Origin of the sequence: Aeromonas caviae, from assembly GCF_000819785.1 — a bacterium.
GTDB lineage: Bacteria > Pseudomonadota > Gammaproteobacteria > Enterobacterales > Aeromonadaceae > Aeromonas > Aeromonas caviae.
Map to the genome: position 1 here is coordinate 38308 of NZ_CDBK01000050.1, position 18141 is coordinate 56448.

General features: G+C 64.9%; 15 protein-coding genes. 10 read left to right on the forward strand and 5 right to left on the reverse strand.

Annotated features, from left to right (window positions below):
- Positions 1-71: 71 nt before the first annotated feature.
- Positions 72-3158 carry a beta-galactosidase gene (locus tag BN1120_RS08705; protein ID WP_042015647.1) on the reverse strand — a complete coding sequence of 1029 codons (3087 nt, stop codon included), beginning with the start codon at positions 3156-3158 and terminating at the stop codon, positions 72-74.
- 647 nt (positions 3159-3805) lie between these two features.
- The gene (locus tag BN1120_RS08710; protein ID WP_010676018.1) at positions 3806-4810 is read right to left on the reverse strand and encodes a substrate-binding domain-containing protein; all 1005 of its coding nucleotides are present in this window, start codon (positions 4808-4810) and stop codon (positions 3806-3808) included.
- A 216-nt stretch (positions 4811-5026) separates the two neighbouring features.
- Here BN1120_RS08710 and galE point away from each other — a divergent pair, with 216 nt between their 5' ends.
- The 6 genes from galE to bacA all read left to right on the forward strand — a co-directional run bounded on the left by galE (position 5027) and on the right by bacA (position 11602).
- Positions 5027-6040 carry a UDP-glucose 4-epimerase GalE gene (gene galE / locus BN1120_RS08715; protein WP_042015649.1) on the forward strand — a complete coding sequence of 338 codons (1014 nt, stop codon included), beginning with the start codon at positions 5027-5029 and terminating at the stop codon, positions 6038-6040.
- A 49-nt stretch (positions 6041-6089) separates the two neighbouring features.
- Positions 6090-7148 (forward strand): UDP-glucose--hexose-1-phosphate uridylyltransferase, encoded by a 1059-nt coding sequence (locus BN1120_RS08720; RefSeq protein WP_042015653.1) that lies wholly within the window; start codon positions 6090-6092, stop codon positions 7146-7148.
- The gene (galK, locus tag BN1120_RS08725; protein ID WP_042015656.1) at positions 7145-8293 is read left to right on the forward strand and encodes a galactokinase; all 1149 of its coding nucleotides are present in this window, start codon (positions 7145-7147) and stop codon (positions 8291-8293) included. Before BN1120_RS08720 ends, galK begins: the two co-directional genes overlap by 4 nt.
- A gap of 27 nt (positions 8294-8320) precedes the next feature.
- The gene (locus BN1120_RS08730; protein ID WP_268877502.1) at positions 8321-9388 is read left to right on the forward strand and encodes a galactose-1-epimerase; all 1068 of its coding nucleotides are present in this window, start codon (positions 8321-8323) and stop codon (positions 9386-9388) included.
- Between the two features lie 148 nt (positions 9389-9536).
- Positions 9537-10532, forward strand: coding sequence for an aldo/keto reductase (locus tag BN1120_RS08735; protein ID WP_010676023.1), 996 nt, complete (start codon positions 9537-9539; stop codon positions 10530-10532).
- A 254-nt stretch (positions 10533-10786) separates the two neighbouring features.
- Positions 10787-11602, forward strand: a complete 816-nt coding sequence (gene bacA / locus BN1120_RS08740; RefSeq protein ID WP_010676024.1) for an undecaprenyl-diphosphate phosphatase — start codon at positions 10787-10789, stop codon at positions 11600-11602.
- Positions 11603-11714: 112 nt separating this feature from the next.
- Here bacA and BN1120_RS08745 read toward each other — a convergent pair whose 3' ends face one another.
- The 3 genes from BN1120_RS08745 to BN1120_RS08755 all read right to left on the reverse strand — a co-directional run bounded on the left by BN1120_RS08745 (position 11715) and on the right by BN1120_RS08755 (position 13633).
- Complete coding sequence (locus BN1120_RS08745) at positions 11715-12380, reverse strand: ChrR family anti-sigma-E factor (RefSeq protein WP_010676025.1); 666 nt, start codon at positions 12378-12380, stop codon at positions 11715-11717.
- Positions 12373-12942, reverse strand: a complete 570-nt coding sequence (locus BN1120_RS08750; RefSeq protein WP_010676026.1) for a sigma-70 family RNA polymerase sigma factor — start codon at positions 12940-12942, stop codon at positions 12373-12375. The genes BN1120_RS08745 and BN1120_RS08750 overlap by 8 nt, the downstream gene beginning before the upstream one ends.
- 124 nt (positions 12943-13066) lie before the next feature.
- The gene (locus BN1120_RS08755) at positions 13067-13633 is read right to left on the reverse strand and encodes an LON peptidase substrate-binding domain-containing protein (protein ID WP_010676027.1); all 567 of its coding nucleotides are present in this window, start codon (positions 13631-13633) and stop codon (positions 13067-13069) included.
- A gap of 314 nt (positions 13634-13947) precedes the next feature.
- On the opposite strand from BN1120_RS08755, the gene argS reads away from it, so the two are divergent.
- The 4 genes from argS to hslU all read left to right on the forward strand — a co-directional run.
- On the forward strand, positions 13948-15693 hold the full coding sequence (gene argS / locus BN1120_RS08760) for an arginine--tRNA ligase (RefSeq protein WP_010676028.1): 1746 nt from the start codon (positions 13948-13950) through the stop codon (positions 15691-15693).
- A gap of 3 nt (positions 15694-15696) precedes the next feature.
- On the forward strand, positions 15697-16545 hold the full coding sequence (locus BN1120_RS08765) for an SPOR domain-containing protein (protein WP_042015660.1): 849 nt from the start codon (positions 15697-15699) through the stop codon (positions 16543-16545).
- Between the two features lie 186 nt (positions 16546-16731).
- The gene (gene hslV / locus BN1120_RS08770; RefSeq protein WP_005340772.1) at positions 16732-17265 is read left to right on the forward strand and encodes an ATP-dependent protease subunit HslV; all 534 of its coding nucleotides are present in this window, start codon (positions 16732-16734) and stop codon (positions 17263-17265) included.
- A 95-nt stretch (positions 17266-17360) separates the two neighbouring features.
- A partial coding sequence (gene hslU / locus BN1120_RS21700) for an HslU--HslV peptidase ATPase subunit (protein ID WP_042015662.1) occupies positions 17361-18141 on the forward strand: 781 nt, incomplete at its 3' end.

Genomic DNA, 18141 nt, shown 5'->3' on the forward strand with positions numbered 1-18141 from the left:
TATTGTTAAAAATTAAATAGTTACGTGAGAAACCGCCTTTGAGTCTCGCCATCTCGCGACGGCGGGTCCGGCTAGCTCAGACGGCAGTGCCACTGATAACGCCCCGGCAACAGCCAGAACTCGGGCCGCACGCTCTGGCTCCAGGAGTCGTCGCCTCCCACCCCCATGTGGAAGCCATCGAGGCACAGGTGCGTGCCCCCCAGGGCCACCAGATCGGTCTGGTGACGGGCTTCGGCCAGCTGCTGCTGACTGTAGCGGCTGACACTGAAGTGGAAGCGCCCCTCCACCGCCAGATCCCCCAGTTGCAGTGCGCGGGTATCGCAGCGCAGTCCGTTGTCGGTGGGGAAGACATAAGGGGTGTGCAACGCCTCGATGGGCAATTGCCAGCGACCGAGATCGGCGGCGAGCCGGCGATCCGGGTAATTCTCGTGGGGGCCAAGCCCCAGCCAGCTCACCGGGGCACCTTCGGCCGGTTCATCGGCCAGCCAGAGCCGGGCACCGATGCGCGGCAGGGAGGGCATATCGGCGGCCACCTCCACCTCGATGGCGAGGTGCATGGCGCCCTCCCCGTCCACCCTGTGATGCCAGCGGGTCAGGATCTTCGGTTCGTCACCCACGAAGTAGCCGTGGTGCGCCGTGATGAAACCCAGCTCCGGACTCGCCTCCAGGCCGAGACAGCGGTGCTGCAGATCATTGAGTCCGGCCTCCTGCCAGCGGGCAATCCAGGCGTTGGGATCGGCATGATCCGCCTCGCTGGTGCCGATATCGTTGTCGAGCGGCGCCCGATAGAAATGATCGGCGATGGCGTCGCGCAGCCGCTCGCGACCCTGCTTCTGCCAGCTGACGATGCGACCACTGGCCTTGTCGAGCTGCCACAGGGAATCTGCGGCGCCAAGCACCCAGTGATCACGCTGCTCGGTCAGGCTGACCGCCGGGCTGACCGCCGGGCAGGCCGACGGCAGCGCCAGGGGCGCGGGCAACAGGCATTGCTGGCGAGCCACCTCGTGACCCGCTCCGGCCCAGGCCGTGGCGGTGGGCTGCACGATGGCGAGATCCAGCCAGGCGAGCGTCCCCGGCGCAAAGGCCGGCAGTTGCTCCAGCAGGGTCAGCGTCACGCTCCCCCGGGGGGCCAGCTCGAGCGGGCATTCACCCTGGCTCACCACCACGCCGTCTTCACACAGACGCCACCGCAGAGTCTCGTTGTCCGTCTCGCGGAACAGGTATTCGCTGCGGATCTCCACCGTCAGCGGCTGGCGACCCTGCAGGGTAAGAACAAAGGGCTGCTGGGCACGCCGGGCTTCAAACAGGGAGGGATGGGGGGTGCGATCGGGGAACAGCAGGCCGTTGCAGCAAAACTGGCGATCGTTGGGAGTGTCGCCGAAATCGCCACCATAGGCCCAGAAATGGCGGCCATCGTCGGTCTGCTTGTCCAGCCCCTGATCGACCCAATCCCAGACAAACCCACCCTGCAGCCGCGGATGATCGCGAAATGCCTGCCAGTAATGGGCATAGCCCCCCAGGCTGTTGCCCATGGCGTGGGCGTATTCGCACAGGATCAGCGGCCGGGTCTCTTCCGGCAGGCCGATCCACTTGGCCAGCGCCCACTTGGGCACCGCCGGGAAGGGTTGATCCTGGTGGGTACGGGCATACATGGGGCAGATGATGTCGGTGGCCGGGGTGTCGGCCCCGCCCCCTTCGTACTGCACCGGGCGGCTGGGATCCGCCCCCTTCACCCAGCGATACATGGCGTCGTGGGCCGGACCATAACCGGATTCGTTCCCCAGGGACCAGATGATGATACAGGGGTGGTTGAAGTCCCTGGCCACCATGCGGGTGACCCGCTCCAGGAAGGCGTTGCTCCAGGCGGGATCCCGCGCCAGCCGCCCCATGGGGGTCATGCCGTGGGTCTCCAGGTTCGCCTCGTCCACCACATAGAGGCCGAGTCGGTCGCACAGGCGATAGAGCTCGGGGTGATTGGGATAGTGGGAGCAGCGCACCGCGTTGAAGTTGTGCCGCTTCATCAGCAGCAGATCCTGCTCCATGTCGGCCGGGGTCACCACGTGACCCGTGGCGGGATGGTGTTCATGGCGATTGGCACCACGAATCAGCAGGGGCTGACCGTTGACCCGCAGCAGGCCGCCACGGATCTCCACCGCCCGAAAGCCCACGTCATGGGCTTCGCTCTCGAGGACGCTTCCCTGCTCGTCCAGCAGGGTCAGGGTGAGGCGATAGAGGTGCGGGGTCTCGGCGCTCCACTTGTGTGGGGCCGTTACCGTCAGGCACAGCTCGGCGCGATCGTCATACACCCCTTTCTCGTCGATGGCCTGGGTGCCGATCTGCTGGCGCAGGGTCGCGACCCGCTCGTCGCCATCATAGAGGTTGGCCTCCACCGACAGACCGGCTCCGTTGGCCGCCTGCAATTCAACCTTGAGGCGGGCATCCCGGTAGCAGGCGTCGAGCTCGGGCGTCACCCGGATATCCATCAGATGACGGGCCGGTTTGTGCAGCAGGCTGACGGAGCGGAAGATGCCGCTCATGCGCCACATGTCCTGATCTTCCAGATAGGAGCCGTCAGACCAGCGCAGCACCAGGACGGCGAGGCGGTTGGCCCCGGCCTGAAGGAAGGGGGTCAGATCGAATTCCGCCGGCAGCCGGCTGTCCTGGGAGTAGCCGACCCAGCGGCCGTTGCAGAAGAGGTGAAACGCGCTGTCCACTCCGTCGAAGATGATCCGGGTCTGCCCCTCGGCCAGCCAGTCCGCAGCAACGGTGAACTCGCGGGAGTAGCAACCGGTGGGATTCTCGGCAGGCACCCGGGGCGGGTCGCAGGGAAAGGGGTACTTGATGTTGGTGTAGATGGGCACATCCGTGACGGGTCGCGCCCCCGGATAGGCCGCAGCCAGTTGCCAGTTGCCCGGCACCTTGATGGGGCAGGCATCCGGCAGATCCTCCACCAGCCACTGCTCCGGCACCCGCTCCGGGGCCTCGAACCAGGAGAACTGCCACTCGCCGTCCAGCAGCAGGCGGGAAGGTGACAACCCCCCTATCCTGGCTTCCCCTTCACTGCGCCAACTGGACAAGGGGGTATGGGCTGGCAACCGGTTCACGGCGGTGATCCCCTGGGTCTGCCAATCCTGACGGGCCACTATCTCCCTGAGCATGCTTCACTTCTCCCTGCATTCACGCTGAAAACCACTGCAGTGTAGGAGAGTTTTGCCCGGTGATCGGCGATCCCGCTCACACAGATGTAAACGATTACACTCGTTTTGTTAAGTAAAACGGAGTAAAAATCGGATAAATCCGAGTAAATAACCCCACGGGGGAAAAGCGGACCTTCGGAAGGGCAAAAGATGCCCGGGAGTGTGAAACCGGGAGGCAATGGCCGAACCAGCTGAGCAAGCCATGGCAAAGACCCGACATCACGCCCCCCCCGCTCCATCAGGTGCTGGAGCGCCTCAACCCGGTTCCGGGCACGCACGCAGCCCGGCCTCTCGAAGGAGTGTGCAGAGGCCACGAGAGCCCCTGCCCGGCGCAGAGAAAAGCCATGACGGGCGTCTGGCAGGATCTGGCAAGAAGTGAGGCTCGGCAGACCGGGGGAGAGGGGCTCGTGACAGACGAGCGGGAAGAACTGGCGAGTTCGGCAGGCAGGGAGCGTGAGGGGACGGTTGTCACTCCTCAGACAGTCCTTTATGGTCTGCGCTAGCCATGCTCTGAGCTACCTATCGTCTGAGCTATGGGGGCGCTTTATATGCTGCAGTACGGGTTCGCCAGGTGCAGCGCTTGCGCCGACGGGGCGCAAGCGCTGCGATCAGGACCTGACGGGAGCGACCGAATGGCGGTTGATCAGGGTGGGGGTATAGATGCGGCTCTGCACCGATTCGCTCTCCCCTGCGGCGAGTTGCAGCGCCAGCTTGGCCGCCTGGGCCGCCATCAGCTCGATGGGATAGCGCATGGTGGAGAGCTTGGGTCTCAGGTATCTGGCGTAGATGATGTCATCGAAGCCCACCACCGACACCTCTTCCGGCACCTTGAGGCCGTTGTCCGCCAGCACGGAGATGGCCCCTGCCGCCATGGCGTCGTTGTAGGCCACCACCGCCGTGATGGGCAACCCCTTGGCCAGCAGGTTGAGCATGGCGCGCTCGCCCCCCTCTTCATTGGGCATGCCGCTCTCCACCAGCTCGGGATCGGCGAAGACCTCCGCCTCCGCCAGGGCATCCTGATAGCCCTGGTGGCGCAACAGCGCATCCTCGATGGCGTGATCCGAGCTCAGGAAGGCGATATGGCGGTGGCCGAGATCCAGCAGATGACGGGTGGCGGTCGCCGCACCCTGGCGGTTGTTGAGGGCGATGCAGCGCCCCCTCAGACTCGGAATGTCGCGGTTGATCAGCACCATGCCGGGGGCGCGCAGGGCGTAGTCGACCAGCTCCTCGTCGCCGAGCGCCTTGCTGTGCACCACCAGTGCCTCGCAGCGTTTGCCGATGAGCAGCTCGATGGCCTCCCGCTCCTGCTGGGCGCGGTGAAAACCATTACCCATCAACAGGTGCAAGCCCTGCTCCACCGCCACCGCCGCGACCCCTTTGACCAGGGCGCCGAAGAAAGGATCCGCCACGTCACCCACCACCACTCCCATGGTGTCACAGGTCTGGCTGACCAGGGCCCGCGCGTTGGCGTTGGGGGTATAGCCCAGCTCGGCCATGGCCTTCAGCACCACCTCGCGGGAGGCGGCACTGGCCTTGGGTGAGTTGTTCATCACCCGTGAAACCGTTGCCACTGACACATTGGCCAAACGGGCGACATCCTTGATGGTGCTCATGCTGTTTTCACTTATTTCACGCTGCAACTGGCCGCATTATACCGTTCAATGTCACTGATAACAGGGGGAAAAATCAGAACTTGCCACATTGGTCGATGAAAACAAGTGTAATCGTTTACACATATTTGTTAAGCAGCTCACAGTTTGCCCGTCAGCCCCTCGGCTAGACTCCTGCTCAGGCTTTCCTGATGCGAGGAGTTGAGGGTGGAACAACGGATGAAAGTACTGGTCACCGGCGGTTGCGGCTACATCGGCAGCCACACCTGTCTGGCCTTGCAGGCCGCAGGCATGGAGCCCGTGGTGGTGGACAACCTCTGCAACAGCAAGGCGAGCGTCCTGACCCGTGTCGCCGCCATCAGCGGGCACGAGCCCCGCTTCTACGAGGGGGACATCCGTGACCCGGCCCTGCTGGATCGCATCTTCAGCGAGCAGCACATCGACGCCGTGATCCACTTCGCCGCCCTCAAGGCGGTCGGCGAGTCGACCCGCATCCCGCTGGACTACTACGAGAACAACCTGAGCGGCACCCTGGTATTGCTGCAGGCGATGAAACGGGCCGGGGTACGCAATCTGGTGTTCAGCTCGTCGGCCACCGTCTACGGCGATCCCGCCAGCACCCCGATCCGGGAGGATTTCCCCCGCAGCGCCACCAACCCATACGGCCGATCCAAGCTGATCATCGAGGAGATCCTCGAGGATCTGCAGCGGGCCGAGCCCCACTGGAGCATGACCCTGCTGCGCTATTTCAATCCCGTCGGCGCCCACGAGTCCGGCACCCTGGGGGAGGATCCCCAGGGCATCCCCAACAATCTGATGCCGTTTTTGACCCAGGTCGCCATCGGCCGACGCGACTGCCTCTCGGTCTTTGGTAACGATTACCCAACCGTCGACGGCACCGGGGTGCGCGACTACATCCATGTGATGGATCTCGCCGAAGGGCACGTCAAGGCTCTGGAACACTGCGCCGGACGGGGCGGTGTCCACGCCTACAACCTGGGCACGGGCCAGGGCCAGAGCGTGTTGCAGATGGTCGCGGCGTTCGAGGCCGCCTGCGGTCGGCCCCTTCCCTACCGGATCGAGCCACGGCGCCCCGGCGACATCGCCGAGTGCTGGGCCGATCCCGCCAAGGCCGCTCGGGAACTGGACTGGCACGCCAGCCGGGATCTCGCCGCCATGTGCGCCGACAGCTGGCGCTGGCAGTCCGCCAACCCCAATGGTTACGAGGCGTAGGCCCTGGCCTGCGCCTTCGGATGTATTCAACTCACACACTGGAGTGATGATGTTCAACCCCGTTGATCACCCCCACCGCCGCTTCAACCCGCTCACCGGCCAGTACGTGCTGGTCTCCCCTCACAGGGCCAAGCGCCCCTGGCAAGGCCAGGTCGAGAAGGTGAGCCTGGCGCCGAGCCAGGCCCATGATCCCGACTGCTTCCTCTGTGCGGGCAACACCCGGGTGACCGGCGATATCAACCCCGACTATCAGGGCACCTTCGTCTTTACCAACGACTTCGCCGCCCTGATGCAGGACACCCCGGCCGCTGACGCGGCGCCGGATCCCCTGCTGAAGCTGGAAGCCGCCCGGGGCACCAGCCGGGTCATCTGCTTCTCGCCGGATCACGGCAAGACCCTGCCCGAGCTGCCCCTGCCCGCCATCGAAGGGGTGATCACCACCTGGATGGACCAGGTGGCCGAGCTCTCTGACCAGTGGGAATGGGTCCAAGTCTTTGAAAACAAGGGCGCCGTCATGGGCTGCTCCAACCCTCACCCTCACGGCCAGCTCTGGGGCAGCGACTTCCTGCCCAACGAGATTGCCCGGGAAGAGGCGCACCAGCGCGCCTGGCTGGCCGAACACGGCCGCCCCCTGCTGCTGGACTATGTAGAGCGGGAGCTGGCGGATCGCTCCCGCATCGTGGTGGAGACCGCCCACTGGCTGGCGGTGGTGCCCTTCTGGGCGGCCTGGCCGTTCGAGACCCTGCTGCTGCCCAAGGCCCATGCCCCCTCCATGCTGGATCTCACCCGGGAACAGCAACAGGATCTGGCCATCGCGCTCAAGGAGCTCACCAGCCGCTACGACAACCTGTTCCAGTGCAGCTTCCCCTACTCCATGGGCTGGCACTTCGCCCCGCCCCGTTCCGACTGCCCCGAGGCGTGGCAACTGCACGCCCACTTCTATCCTCCCCTGCTGCGCTCCGCCACGGTGCGCAAATTCATGGTGGGCTTCGAGATGCTGGCCGAGACCCAGCGCGATCTTACCCCGGAACAGGCGGCGGAACGGCTGCGCGCCCTCAGTCCCATCCACTACAACGACCAGAACCAGTCCAACGAGGAGGCCCTATGACCCCGAGCCAGCGCGTCAGCGCCGTGTTTGCCGAGCAGTTTGAGCAACAACCCGACCTGCTGGTCCGGGCTCCAGGCCGCGTCAACCTCATCGGCGAGCACACCGACTACAACGACGGCTTCGTGCTGCCCTGCGCCATCGACTACGAGACCTGCGTCGCCATCGGCCTGCGCGGCGACAACCTGGTCGAAGTGATCGCCGCCGACTACGACAACCAGCGCGACCGGTTCAGTCTCGATCAACCCATCGATCACCACCCCAGCCAGCGCTGGAGCGACTACATCCGCGGCGTGGTGAAACACCTGCAGGCACGGGGCCACGCCCTGCGCGGCCTTAATCTGGTGGTCTCCGGCAACGTGCCCCAGGGGACGGGTCTCTCCTCCTCCGCTTCCCTGGAGGTGGCCATCGGCCAGGCCTTCAAGGAGGCCCAGGGGCTGGCCATCAGCCAGGCGGAAATCGCCCTCAACGGCCAGCAGGCGGAGAACCAGTTCGTCGGCTGCAACTGCGGCATCATGGATCAGATGATCTCCGCGAGCGGCAAGCAGGATCACGCCCTGCTGCTCGATTGCCGCTCCCTGGAGACCCGGCTCATCCCCATGCCCACCGATCTGGCGGTGCTCATCGTCAACTCCAACGTGCGCCGCGGCCTGGTGGACAGCGAATACAACACCCGTCGTCAGCAGTGCGAAACCGCCGCCCGTCACTACGGGGTCAAGGCCCTGCGCGACCTGGATCTGGCCACGCTGGAAGCGGGCAAGGCCGGTCTGGACGAGGCCTGCTATCGCCGTGCCCGCCACGTGGTCGGCGAAAACGCCCGCACCCTGGCGGCGGCCGATGCGCTGGCACAGGGCGATCTGGTGCGCCTCGGCGGGCTGATGGGCCAGTCCCACGCCGCCATGCGCGATGACTTCGAGATCACCGTGCCCCCCATCGACGGCCTGGTGGAGATCATCAAGGCCCGGATCGGCAGCGAAGGCGGTGTGCGCATGACCGGCGGCGGCTTTGGCGGCTGCGTGGTCGCCCTGCTGCGCCCCGAGAAGGTGGCCGAGGTGATCGCCGTGGTGGAGGCGGAATACCCGGCCCGTTTCGGCCTCAAGGCGGACTGCTACGTCTGCCGTGCCAGCGCAGGGGCCGGCAGACTGTAACGCACGCCTGACAACGGGTGACGCCCCCTGCCCGGCACTCGCGACGCCGACAGGGGGCGACGGGATCACGACGGGGAACCGCAAACCATGATGAGATTCGAGCTGGAAAACGAGGAGGGACTGCGGCTGCGCGGTCTCGCATACGGGGCCACCCTCACCTCCCTCACCCTGCCGGTGGCGGGAGAGCGGCGGGAGGTGCTGCTGGGTTGCGCCGACGAGGCCTACCTCACCCAGCAGGTATGGCTGGGGGCCGTGGCGGGGCGCTTTGCCAACCGCATCGGCGGCGCCCGCCTTGAGCGGGAAGGCCAGTGCTGGACGCTGGACGCCAACCAGGGGGCCAACTGCCTGCACGGCGGGCGCGACGGGTTCCATCGCCGCACCTGGCAGATCAAGGAGCAGGAGGCGGACAGGGTCAAGCTGGCGCTCCTCTCCCGGGCGGGGGATCAGGGCTTTCCCGGCAATCTGAGGGTGAGCCTGGAGTATCGGCTGGAGCAGTGCGATCTGGTGGTCGACTTCTGCGCCAGCACGGACGCCCCCAGCCCGGTCAGCCTCACCAGCCACGCCTACTTCAACCTGGATGGCGGTGGCGACATCCGCCACCACACCATCAGCCTAGACGCCGACCGCTACCTGCCCACGGATGACCAGAGCCTGCCGCTGGCCATCGCCCCGGTGGAAGGCCCCTTCGATCTGCGCGCCCCCCGCCCCATCGGCCAGGCGTGGCTGGACCACCCCCAGCAGCAGTTGGCCAAGGGGTACGATCACGCATTTCTACTCAACAACAGCGATTTTGAGCCTGCTGATGAGCCGTTTGGTGGGTCCAGCCAGCCATGGGCCGCCCGGGTGATCTCGGGGGATGGCAAGCTGACCATGGCGGTCTACACCAACCAGCCCTCCCTGCAGTTCTACAGCGGCAACTGGCTGACCGGCACACCGGATCGTCAGGGCCGACCCTACCGGGATTACGACGGCTTCTGCCTGGAGGCCCAGCAATTGCCCGACAGCCCGAACCGGCCCGCCCTCGGCGATCCCTGGTTGCTGCCGGGGCAGCGTTATCGCCACCAGACCCGTTATCGCTTTATTCCTGCCCCCTGACAGCCCCGCTCGGGCAGACGAAGGGGCCCGGGCGCGCCGCCACGTCATGGCAGCCCCGGCCCCGATGGCACCGCCGAATCAGCCGGGGTGAGGCCCGCCGCAGGGCACGTCGCTCCTCATTGCACACCAGCCAAGGAACCGCACCGTGATGGATGACAACTACCTCGCCGCCCCCGACCGCTACCAGCGCCAGCCCTACCGACCGGCGGGCCGCCACGGCCTGCGCCTGCCCGGCATCGGTCTGGGCCTTTGGCACAACTTCGGCGCCGGGAGCGATCCCGCCACCGCGAAGGCCATGGTGCATCAGGCGTTCGATCTGGGGATCACCCACTTCGATCTCGCCAACAACTACGGGCCCCCACCGGGATCTGCCGAACTGACCTTCGGCACGCTGCTAAAGAGGAGCCTGGCTCCCTATCGGGACGAGCTCATCATCGCCAGCAAGGCGGGCTACGTGATGTGGGACGGCCCTTACGGCGATGGCGGCAGCGCCAAGTACCTCTTCGCCAGCCTGCACCAGAGCCTGCGCCGTCTGGGCCTCGACTACGTGGACATCTTCTATCACCACAGGCCGGATCCCCGCACCCCGCTCGAGGAGACCTGCCAGGCACTGGCCCTGATGGTGCGCCAGGGCAAGGCGCTCTACATCGGCCTCTCCAACTACCCGGCTCCGCTCGCGGCCAAGGCTGCCGCCCGGCTGGCGGAGCTCGGCACCCCCTGCCTGGTCAACCAGCTCAAATACTCCCTGTTCCAACGCGATATTGAGCCCGACACCCTGCCGGCCTGCCGGGAGCACGGCATGGGGGTGGTCGCCTTCTCGCCCCTGGCGGGGGGGCTGCTGAGCGATCGCTACCTGGCGGGCATTCCCGCGGATTCCCGCGCCGCCAGTGCCAGCCCCTTCCTCACGGCGGACCAGATCACCGAGGAGAAGCTCGCCACCGTCCGCGCCCTGCATGCACTGGCCCTGCAACGGGGTCAGTCCCTGTCGCAACTCGCACTGCAATGGGTGCTGCGCGACCCCGTGGTGAGCTGCGCCCTGATCGGCGCCAGCCATCCCCAACAGATAACGAGCGCCGTCGACGCCCTGGGGCAGCCCCCCCTGGACGATGATCTTCAACAGAAAATCCTGTCCATACTGGCCTGACAGCACAAAGAGATCATAAAACAGAGGTCAACTGGCGTGACTGACCTGTCAGAACGTGACGGGGCCGTCATGGCTTCTGACAGCATGCGGCAAGCCGCGCCCTGCATGGTCCGCCAGCGCCCTTTCCCGGCCGGAACAGGGCGCTGAAATCCCCAATATTCACTGGTTGCCCGCGCGATTTTCCGCCATCATTGGCCGCCCCGACCCGTTCGGGGTTGATTTTATCCAGACCCCATAACCAAGAGATCTGCACCATGACCGAATCCTACGCCCTGTTCGTCGCCTTTGTGCTGGGCATAGTGGAAGGCCTGACCGAGTTCCTCCCCGTCTCCTCCACCGGCCACATGATCATCGTCGGCCACCTCCTCGGGTTTGAAGGACCCAAGGCCGCCACCTTCGAGGTGGTTATCCAGCTCGGCTCCATCCTGGCAGTGGTCGTCATGTTCTGGCGCCGCCTGTTCGGACTCATCGGCATTCACTTCGGTCAGAAACCGACCCCGGGCCACGCGACCCTCTCCCTGGTGCACGTCATCCTCGGCATGCTGCCTGCCGTGGTCGTCGGGCTGGCTATCCACAGCTGGATCAAGGCCAATCTGTTCGGGCCGGAAACCGTGATGTATGCCCTGGTGGCCGGTGGCATCCTGCTCATCATCGCCGAAAAGTTCCGCCCCGCCGTGACCGCGGAGACCCTGGACGACATCAGCTACAAGCAGGCCTTCGGCATCGGTCTGTTCCAGTGCCTGGCACTCTGGCCCGGTTTCTCCCGCTCCGGTGCCACCATCAGCGGCGGCATGCTGATGGGCATCAGCCGCCACGCGGCAGCGGAATTCTCCTTCATCATGGCGGTACCCATGATGATCGCGGCCAGCGGCCTGGATCTCTACAAGAGCCGCGATTTCCTCTCCATGGCGGACTTCCCCATGTTTGCGGTGGGCTTCGTCACCGCCTTCGTGGTGGCCATGGTCGCCATCAAGACCTTCCTGGCGCTGATCCGTCGTCTCGACTTCATCCCGTTCGCCATCTACCGCTTCCTGCTGGCCTTCGTCGTCTACCTGGTCTTCGTGGCCTGATGGGCTTCGCCGCCAAGCAACACAAAAGGGACCCGAGGGTCCCTTTTTTGTTGCCGTGATACCGCCTCAGTCGCGCAGCAGCCCGCTATCGCCGAGCCGCCGTGAGCCCAACTCAATAGAGGTGCTGGCTGATGCCGTTGAGCAGCCGTGACAACCCCTTGGTGAACTGCACGGGGGCATCCTGCACCGTGTAGCAGAGGCAGCCGTCCGGGGTACGGGGGCTGTGGGCGTGGCTGGCGTCACGCCAGATGAAATCCCCCGCCTGATAGCGGGTGTCGCCATCCTCGATGGTGCCCGCCAGCAGCAGGGTCAGCTCATATCCCTTGTGGGTGTGCTCGGGGATCCGCCCCCCCGCCTCGATGTGCAGCAGGTTGGCGCGCGCCCCCATCTCGTCCAGGGGCAGGCTGACCTGACGGATGGCCCCGAGATGACGCCACCTGGGGGCATGATGCCGTGCCAATGCCCGCGGCAGCCGGTAACTGTGACCCGCCACCCTGAGCTCTGGCCTCGGGCTCTCGGGAAGGGCGAGCGCCGCCTCCGTCGCCACCGGCTGTTGCAGTATGCCCGCCAGCATGGCATCGAATCCGGCGGGCAGCGCCTCGTCCGGCGCGTCAGGGGCGAGATGCTGGCACGCCAGCGCCTCTTCAAATTCCTTCACCCGGGCGGCGCACTCGGGGCAGAACTCGCAATGGGCGGAGACACCGACGGCCAGCGGCAGGGGCAGCTCGTCGGCGGCGAAGGCGCGCAGCATGGGTTCAGTCGGATGGGTCTTAATCATGGCCTTGCTCCACTTGTTCCTTCAGTTTCTGTAGTGCCAGCCGCAGCCGGGACTTGATGGTGCCAAGGGGCACGCCGAGCCGGTCGGCCAGCTCCTGCTGGGAGAGCTCCTGCAGGTAGATGCCGCGCACCACCTGCTGCTGCGGCTCCGGCAGCGTGGCGACATAGTGGGCCATCTGGCGGGTCAGCACCGCGTCTTCACCGCCGCTCAGGTGCTCCTCTTCGGCCCGGAACTCCAGCAGCGGCCAGATCTCCTCGGCGCAGAGCTCCTCCTTGCTGGCGCGGCGGCGACGCAGCATGTCAAAGCTCTGGTTGCGCATCACTGTGTAGATCCAGGTGGTGGCGGCGCCCTTGTCGGGGTGATAGAGCCGTGCCTTCTGCCAGACCAGCAGCATGGTCTCCTGCACCAGTTCCATGGCGTTGGCTTCGCTGCCGAGGTGGCGCAGCCCGTAGCTGCGGATGCGCGGCGCGAAGTGGTGGAACAGGGTGGCGAAGGCAGCCTTGTCGGCACGCTCGGCCACCCGGACCAGCAAAGATGTGAGGTCGCCGTCTGGGTTGTCCATGGGGGGCGATGTCCTGCGTGGAGCCGATTGTGGTTGGCCAGTATATGCCATTGCGCCATCCCTCGCGTGTGGTGTTCACCCCCAATACGGTGAGCGAGGAAAAAGGATCACCGGGAAGGGGAATTCAATGGCTCGCGACCAGCAGACCGCTCAGCAGGGAGAGGGTGGGCTGGTTGTCCTTGGCCGCCACCAGCCACTGTTTTTGCTCCACCGGGATGGGCAGCACCTCCAGCCAGCGCTGGGCGACCCAGCTCGCATCCTCCCAGTCCGGCTCCGGATAGAGGGCCGCGTACTCCGGATAGTCGTTGAACACGTCCTGCAACGCCTTGGCCAGGGAGTGCTGATCCGCCTGGAGCCTGCCGCTCTGCCAGGGGGGCAGGGGCTCCACCTCGCCGACCCGCAGACCGTCCTCTTCCTGCCAGAGATCCGTGATGCGCACCCGCTCCACCCCGAGCACCGTGATGCCGAGCAAACCATCGGGCAGCAGATCGAAATCGATGATGCGCACCCGGGTGGCGATGGGGTACATGTTGCGCAGCGCGTCGGGCTGGCGGGGGTCCAGCATGCAGAGCGCGAACTCCCGCTCCCGGGACTCGGCGATCATGCGCTGGTATCTGGGCTCGAAGATGCGCAGCGGCATGATGCCGCCCGGCAGCAGGTGAGCGGAGAGTGGAAACAGTACCAGTGTCATGGGAATCATCCTCCAACGGCGTCCTCAAAGGATACGACCGCCACGGGAAGCGGGATCATTCAGATCGAATCGGTATAAATAACCCTGTCATAATCAGGGAAAAATAGCCTGGACAAGCCGTTTCGTTATGCAGTAGAAATGGATAACCACCACTTATCCAAATCAATATCCTGCAATGTGGTGGAAAACGCAGTGAAATATCCGCCACACCTACGGGTGCGGGCCGTTCCTATAGTTTTCTCGGCCCGATGCGGGTAAAATTCACGCCCTTATCCAGTCAGTCACTTTTCGACGCGCAACCTCGGTGGTCAGTTATGAAAGAGCATATTCATCATCTACTTGAACAAACGGTAGCCAATCTCAAGTCCGCAGGCGTCCTGCCCGCCGACCTGGAAGCCCGGGTGCAAGTAGACCGATGCAAGGAGAAGGCTCACGGCGACCTGGCCACCAACCTGGCCATGCTGCTGGCCAAACCGGCCCGCAAGAACCCCCGCGAGCTGGCCGCTGCCATCATCGAGCACCTGCCTGCCTCCGATCTGATCGCCAAGGTCGAGATCGCCGGCCCCGGCTTCATCAACTTCTTCTTCGACCCGAGCTGGCTGGCCGGTCAGGTGGAAGCCATGGTGACCTCCGACAACGCCAACGTGAAACTGCCGGCGCCGCAGACCGTGGTGGTGGACTACTCCGCCCCCAACGTGGCCAAGGAGATGGCGGTGCACCACATCCGCTCCACCGTGCTTGGTGACGTGGCCGCCCGCGCCCTCGAATTCCTGGGCCACAAGGTGGTGCGTGCCAACCACATCGGCGACTGGGGCACCCAGTTCGGCATGCTGATCGCCTATCTGGAGAAGATGGCCAACGAGCACGCCTCCGACATGGAGCTCAAGGACCTGGAAGCCTTCTACACCCAGGCCAAGCGTCACTACGACGAAGACGAAGCCTTCGCCGAGCGCGCCCGCAACTACGTGGTGAAACTGCAAGGTGGCGATGAGTACTGCCGCACCATGTGGAAGAAGCTGGTCGACATGACCATGGAGCAGAACCAGCGCAACTACGACCGTCTGAACATCTCCCTGTCCAACAAGGACATCATGGGCGAGTCCATGTACAACGACATGCTGCCGCAGATCGTTGCCGACCTGAAAGCCAAGGGGCTGGCAGTCGAGAGCGAAGGGGCCACCGTGGTCTTCCTGGACGAGTTCAAGAACAAGGATGGCGAGCCCATGGGCGTCATCATCCAGAAGAGCGACGGCGGTTTCCTCTACACCACCACCGACATCGCCTGCGCCAAATACCGTTACGAGAACCTGGGCGCCGACCGGGTCATGTACTTCATCGACTCCCGTCAGCACCAGCACCTGATGCAGGCCTGGACCATCACCCGCAAGGCGGGCTATGTGCCGGAGTCCGTGCCCCTCGAGCACCACGCCTTCGGCATGATGCTGGGCAAGGACGGCCGTCCCTACAAGACCCGCTCCGGCGGCACCGTCAAGCTGGTTGACCTGCTGAACGAAGCGGAAGAGCGCGCCAGCGCCCTGCTGGAGAGCCGCAACAGCGACCTCTCTGCCGAAGAGAAGGCCCAGGTGGTGCACGCCATCGCCATGGGCGCGGTCAAGTATGCGGATCTCTCCAAGAACCGCACCACCGACTACATCTTCGACTGGGATCTGATGCTGTCGTTTGAAGGCAACACGGCGCCGTACCTGCAATACGCCTACACCCGTATCCAGTCCATCTTCCGCAAGGCCGGCGTCGATGCCGATACCCTAAGCGGCAAGGTGGTCCTGAGCGAAGACGCCGAAGAGACCCTGGCCCAGAAGCTGATCCAGTTCTCCGACGCGGTCAACGGCGTGGCGGACAAGGGGATGCCGCACCTGCTCTGTACCTATCTGTACGAGCTCTCCGGCAACTTCATGACCTTCTACGAAGCCTGCCCGATCAACAAGGACGGCGTGGACGAGGCGACCCGCCAGAGCCGTCTGCTGCTGTGCGCCGCCACCGCCAAGGTGCTCAAGCTGGGCCTGGGCGTGCTGGGCATCCACACCCTGGAGCGCATGTAATAGATGGCGACCCGGGATTACGTCGGCAACAGCCCGAGACGACGGGCGGGTGGCCGTAACATCAAGAAAGCGGCCCCTCGCCGCTTTCCTGTTATCCCGGCACTGCTGGCCGGGGCCCTGGTCGTCGGTTTCGGCGCCTTCCTCTACCTCATCAACGGCAAGGGCGCCGATGCCCCCACCATCGAAGAGCAGGTGAAGGCCAACAAACCCAAGGCACAGGGCAATACCCTGCCCCAGGAGAAGTGGAGCTACATCGAGCGGCTGGAGAACAAGCAGGTGGACATCATAGAGCCGCCGCCCCAGCCGGGCGTGCTGCCGCCCCCGCCCGCCGAGACCATGACCCTGCAACCGGAGAAGCTGCCCAAGCCGGTCGCGACCGACATTCCCCAGCCGGGAACCCCCATCGGTCAGGTGAAGCCCTATCAGCCGCAACCGGTGCAGCCGACCAAGCCGGCCACCGGCGCCCCGGTCGCCAGCGCCCGGGAGCAGGTGATCGACCAGAAGGCCGAGCGTGAGCGGATGGAGCGGGAGATCCGCGCCGAACTGGAGCGGGAGCGTGCCGAGGCCGCCAGGGCCAAGGCGGCGACCCAGGCTACCCAGACCGCAGCCGCCGACGGCGGCCGCTACATGATGCAGTGTGCCGCCCTGCGCTCCCAGGATTCCGCAGAATCCCTCAAGGCGCGCATCGCCTTCACCGCCGGGCTCTCCTCCAGTCTGCAGGTGGTGAACGGGGCCGGTGGCGCCGTCTACAAGGTGATGGTGGGCCCCTTCAACGGCAAGGCGGCGGCCGACGCGGCCAACCGCAAGCTGCAGGGCTCGGGCATCAGCGGCTGCATCCCCAAGAAGGGGTGATCGCTGCGTCCATGCACAGGGCCGGGTGGCAACACCCGGCCCTGTTTCTTTTGGCGCCATCCCGCGCCCACCCGATCCCTCCTCCGCGATCCGTGCTCGGCACAGGCTTGAAAAGCCGTTTTGCCATCCCCATCTTTTCCTCCATGCACAGTCAGGCCGTCATTCGGCTCAAGCGAGGTAAGTAAAGTGACTACCATAGTTTCAGTTCGCCGCAACGGTCAGGTCGTCATCGGTGGCGATGGCCAGGTTTCTCTTGGCAACACCGTCATGAAGGGCAACGCCCGCAAGGTTCATCGCCTCTACAACGGCAAGGTACTGGCTGGTTTCGCCGGCGGCACCGCCGACGCCTTCACCCTGCTCGAGCGCTTCGAAGCCAAACTGCAGGCCCATCAGGGCAACCTGGAGCGCGCCGCCGTGGCGCTGGCCAAGGACTGGCGCACCGATCGCGCCCTGCGCCGCCTCGAGGCGCTGCTGGCCGTCGCCGACGAGCACAAATCCTTCATCATCACCGGCAACGGTGACGTGGTGCAGCCGGAGCACGATCTCATCGCCATCGGCAGCGGCGGCAACTTCGCCCAGTCCGCCGCCATCGCCCTGCTGGAGAACACCGAGCTGGATGCCAGGACCATCGTCGAGAAGTCCCTCAAGATTGCGGGCGACATCTGTGTGTTCACCAACGGCAACCACACCATCGAAGTGCTGGATTATTCAGCTAAATAAGTCGGCGAAATAGGGCCGCCAAATAAGGCCGCCTTGCCAGACACCCCATTTTCCAAGGGGTGGGCCCTGCCCGCCCCGGATACAGGAACGCCATCATGTCCGAGATGACCCCGAGAGAAATCGTCCACGAGCTGGACAGACACATCATTGGTCAGGCCGACGCCAAGCGCGCGGTCGCCGTCGCCCTGCGCAACCGCTGGCGTCGGATGCAGCTCTCCGAGGAGATGCGCCACGAGGTGACCCCGAAGAACATCCTGATGATAGGCCCCACCGGTGTCGGCAAGACCGAGATCGCCCGCCGCCTGGCCAAGCTGGCCAACGCCCCCTTCATCAAGGTGGAAGCGACCAAGTTCACCGAAGTAGGCTATGTGGGCAAGGAAGTGGACAGCATCATCCGCGATCTGACCGATGTCGCCATCAAGCTGGTGCGCGAGACCGAGATGGAGAAGATGAAATACCGCGCCGAGGAAGCCGCCGAAGAGCGCATCCTCGACGCCCTGCTGCCCAACCCGCGCAACAGCTGGGGTGAGGAAGAGAAAGCCGACAACTCCAACACCCGCCAGATCTTCCGCAAGAAACTGCGGGAAGGTCAGCTGGATGACAAAGAGATCGAGCTGGATCTGGCCGCCTCCCCCATGGGTGTCGAAATCATGACCCCGCCGGGCATGGAAGAGATGGCCAACCAGTTGCAGGGACTGTTCCAGAACCTGGGCCAGAACCAGAAGAAGAAGCGCAAGATCAAGGTCAAGGAGGCCATGAAGGCGCTGATCGAAGAGGAAGCGGCCCGCCTGGTCAACCCGGAAGAGCTGAAGCAGAAGGCCATCGCCTCCGTCGAGAACAACGGCATCGTCTTCCTCGACGAGATCGACAAGATCT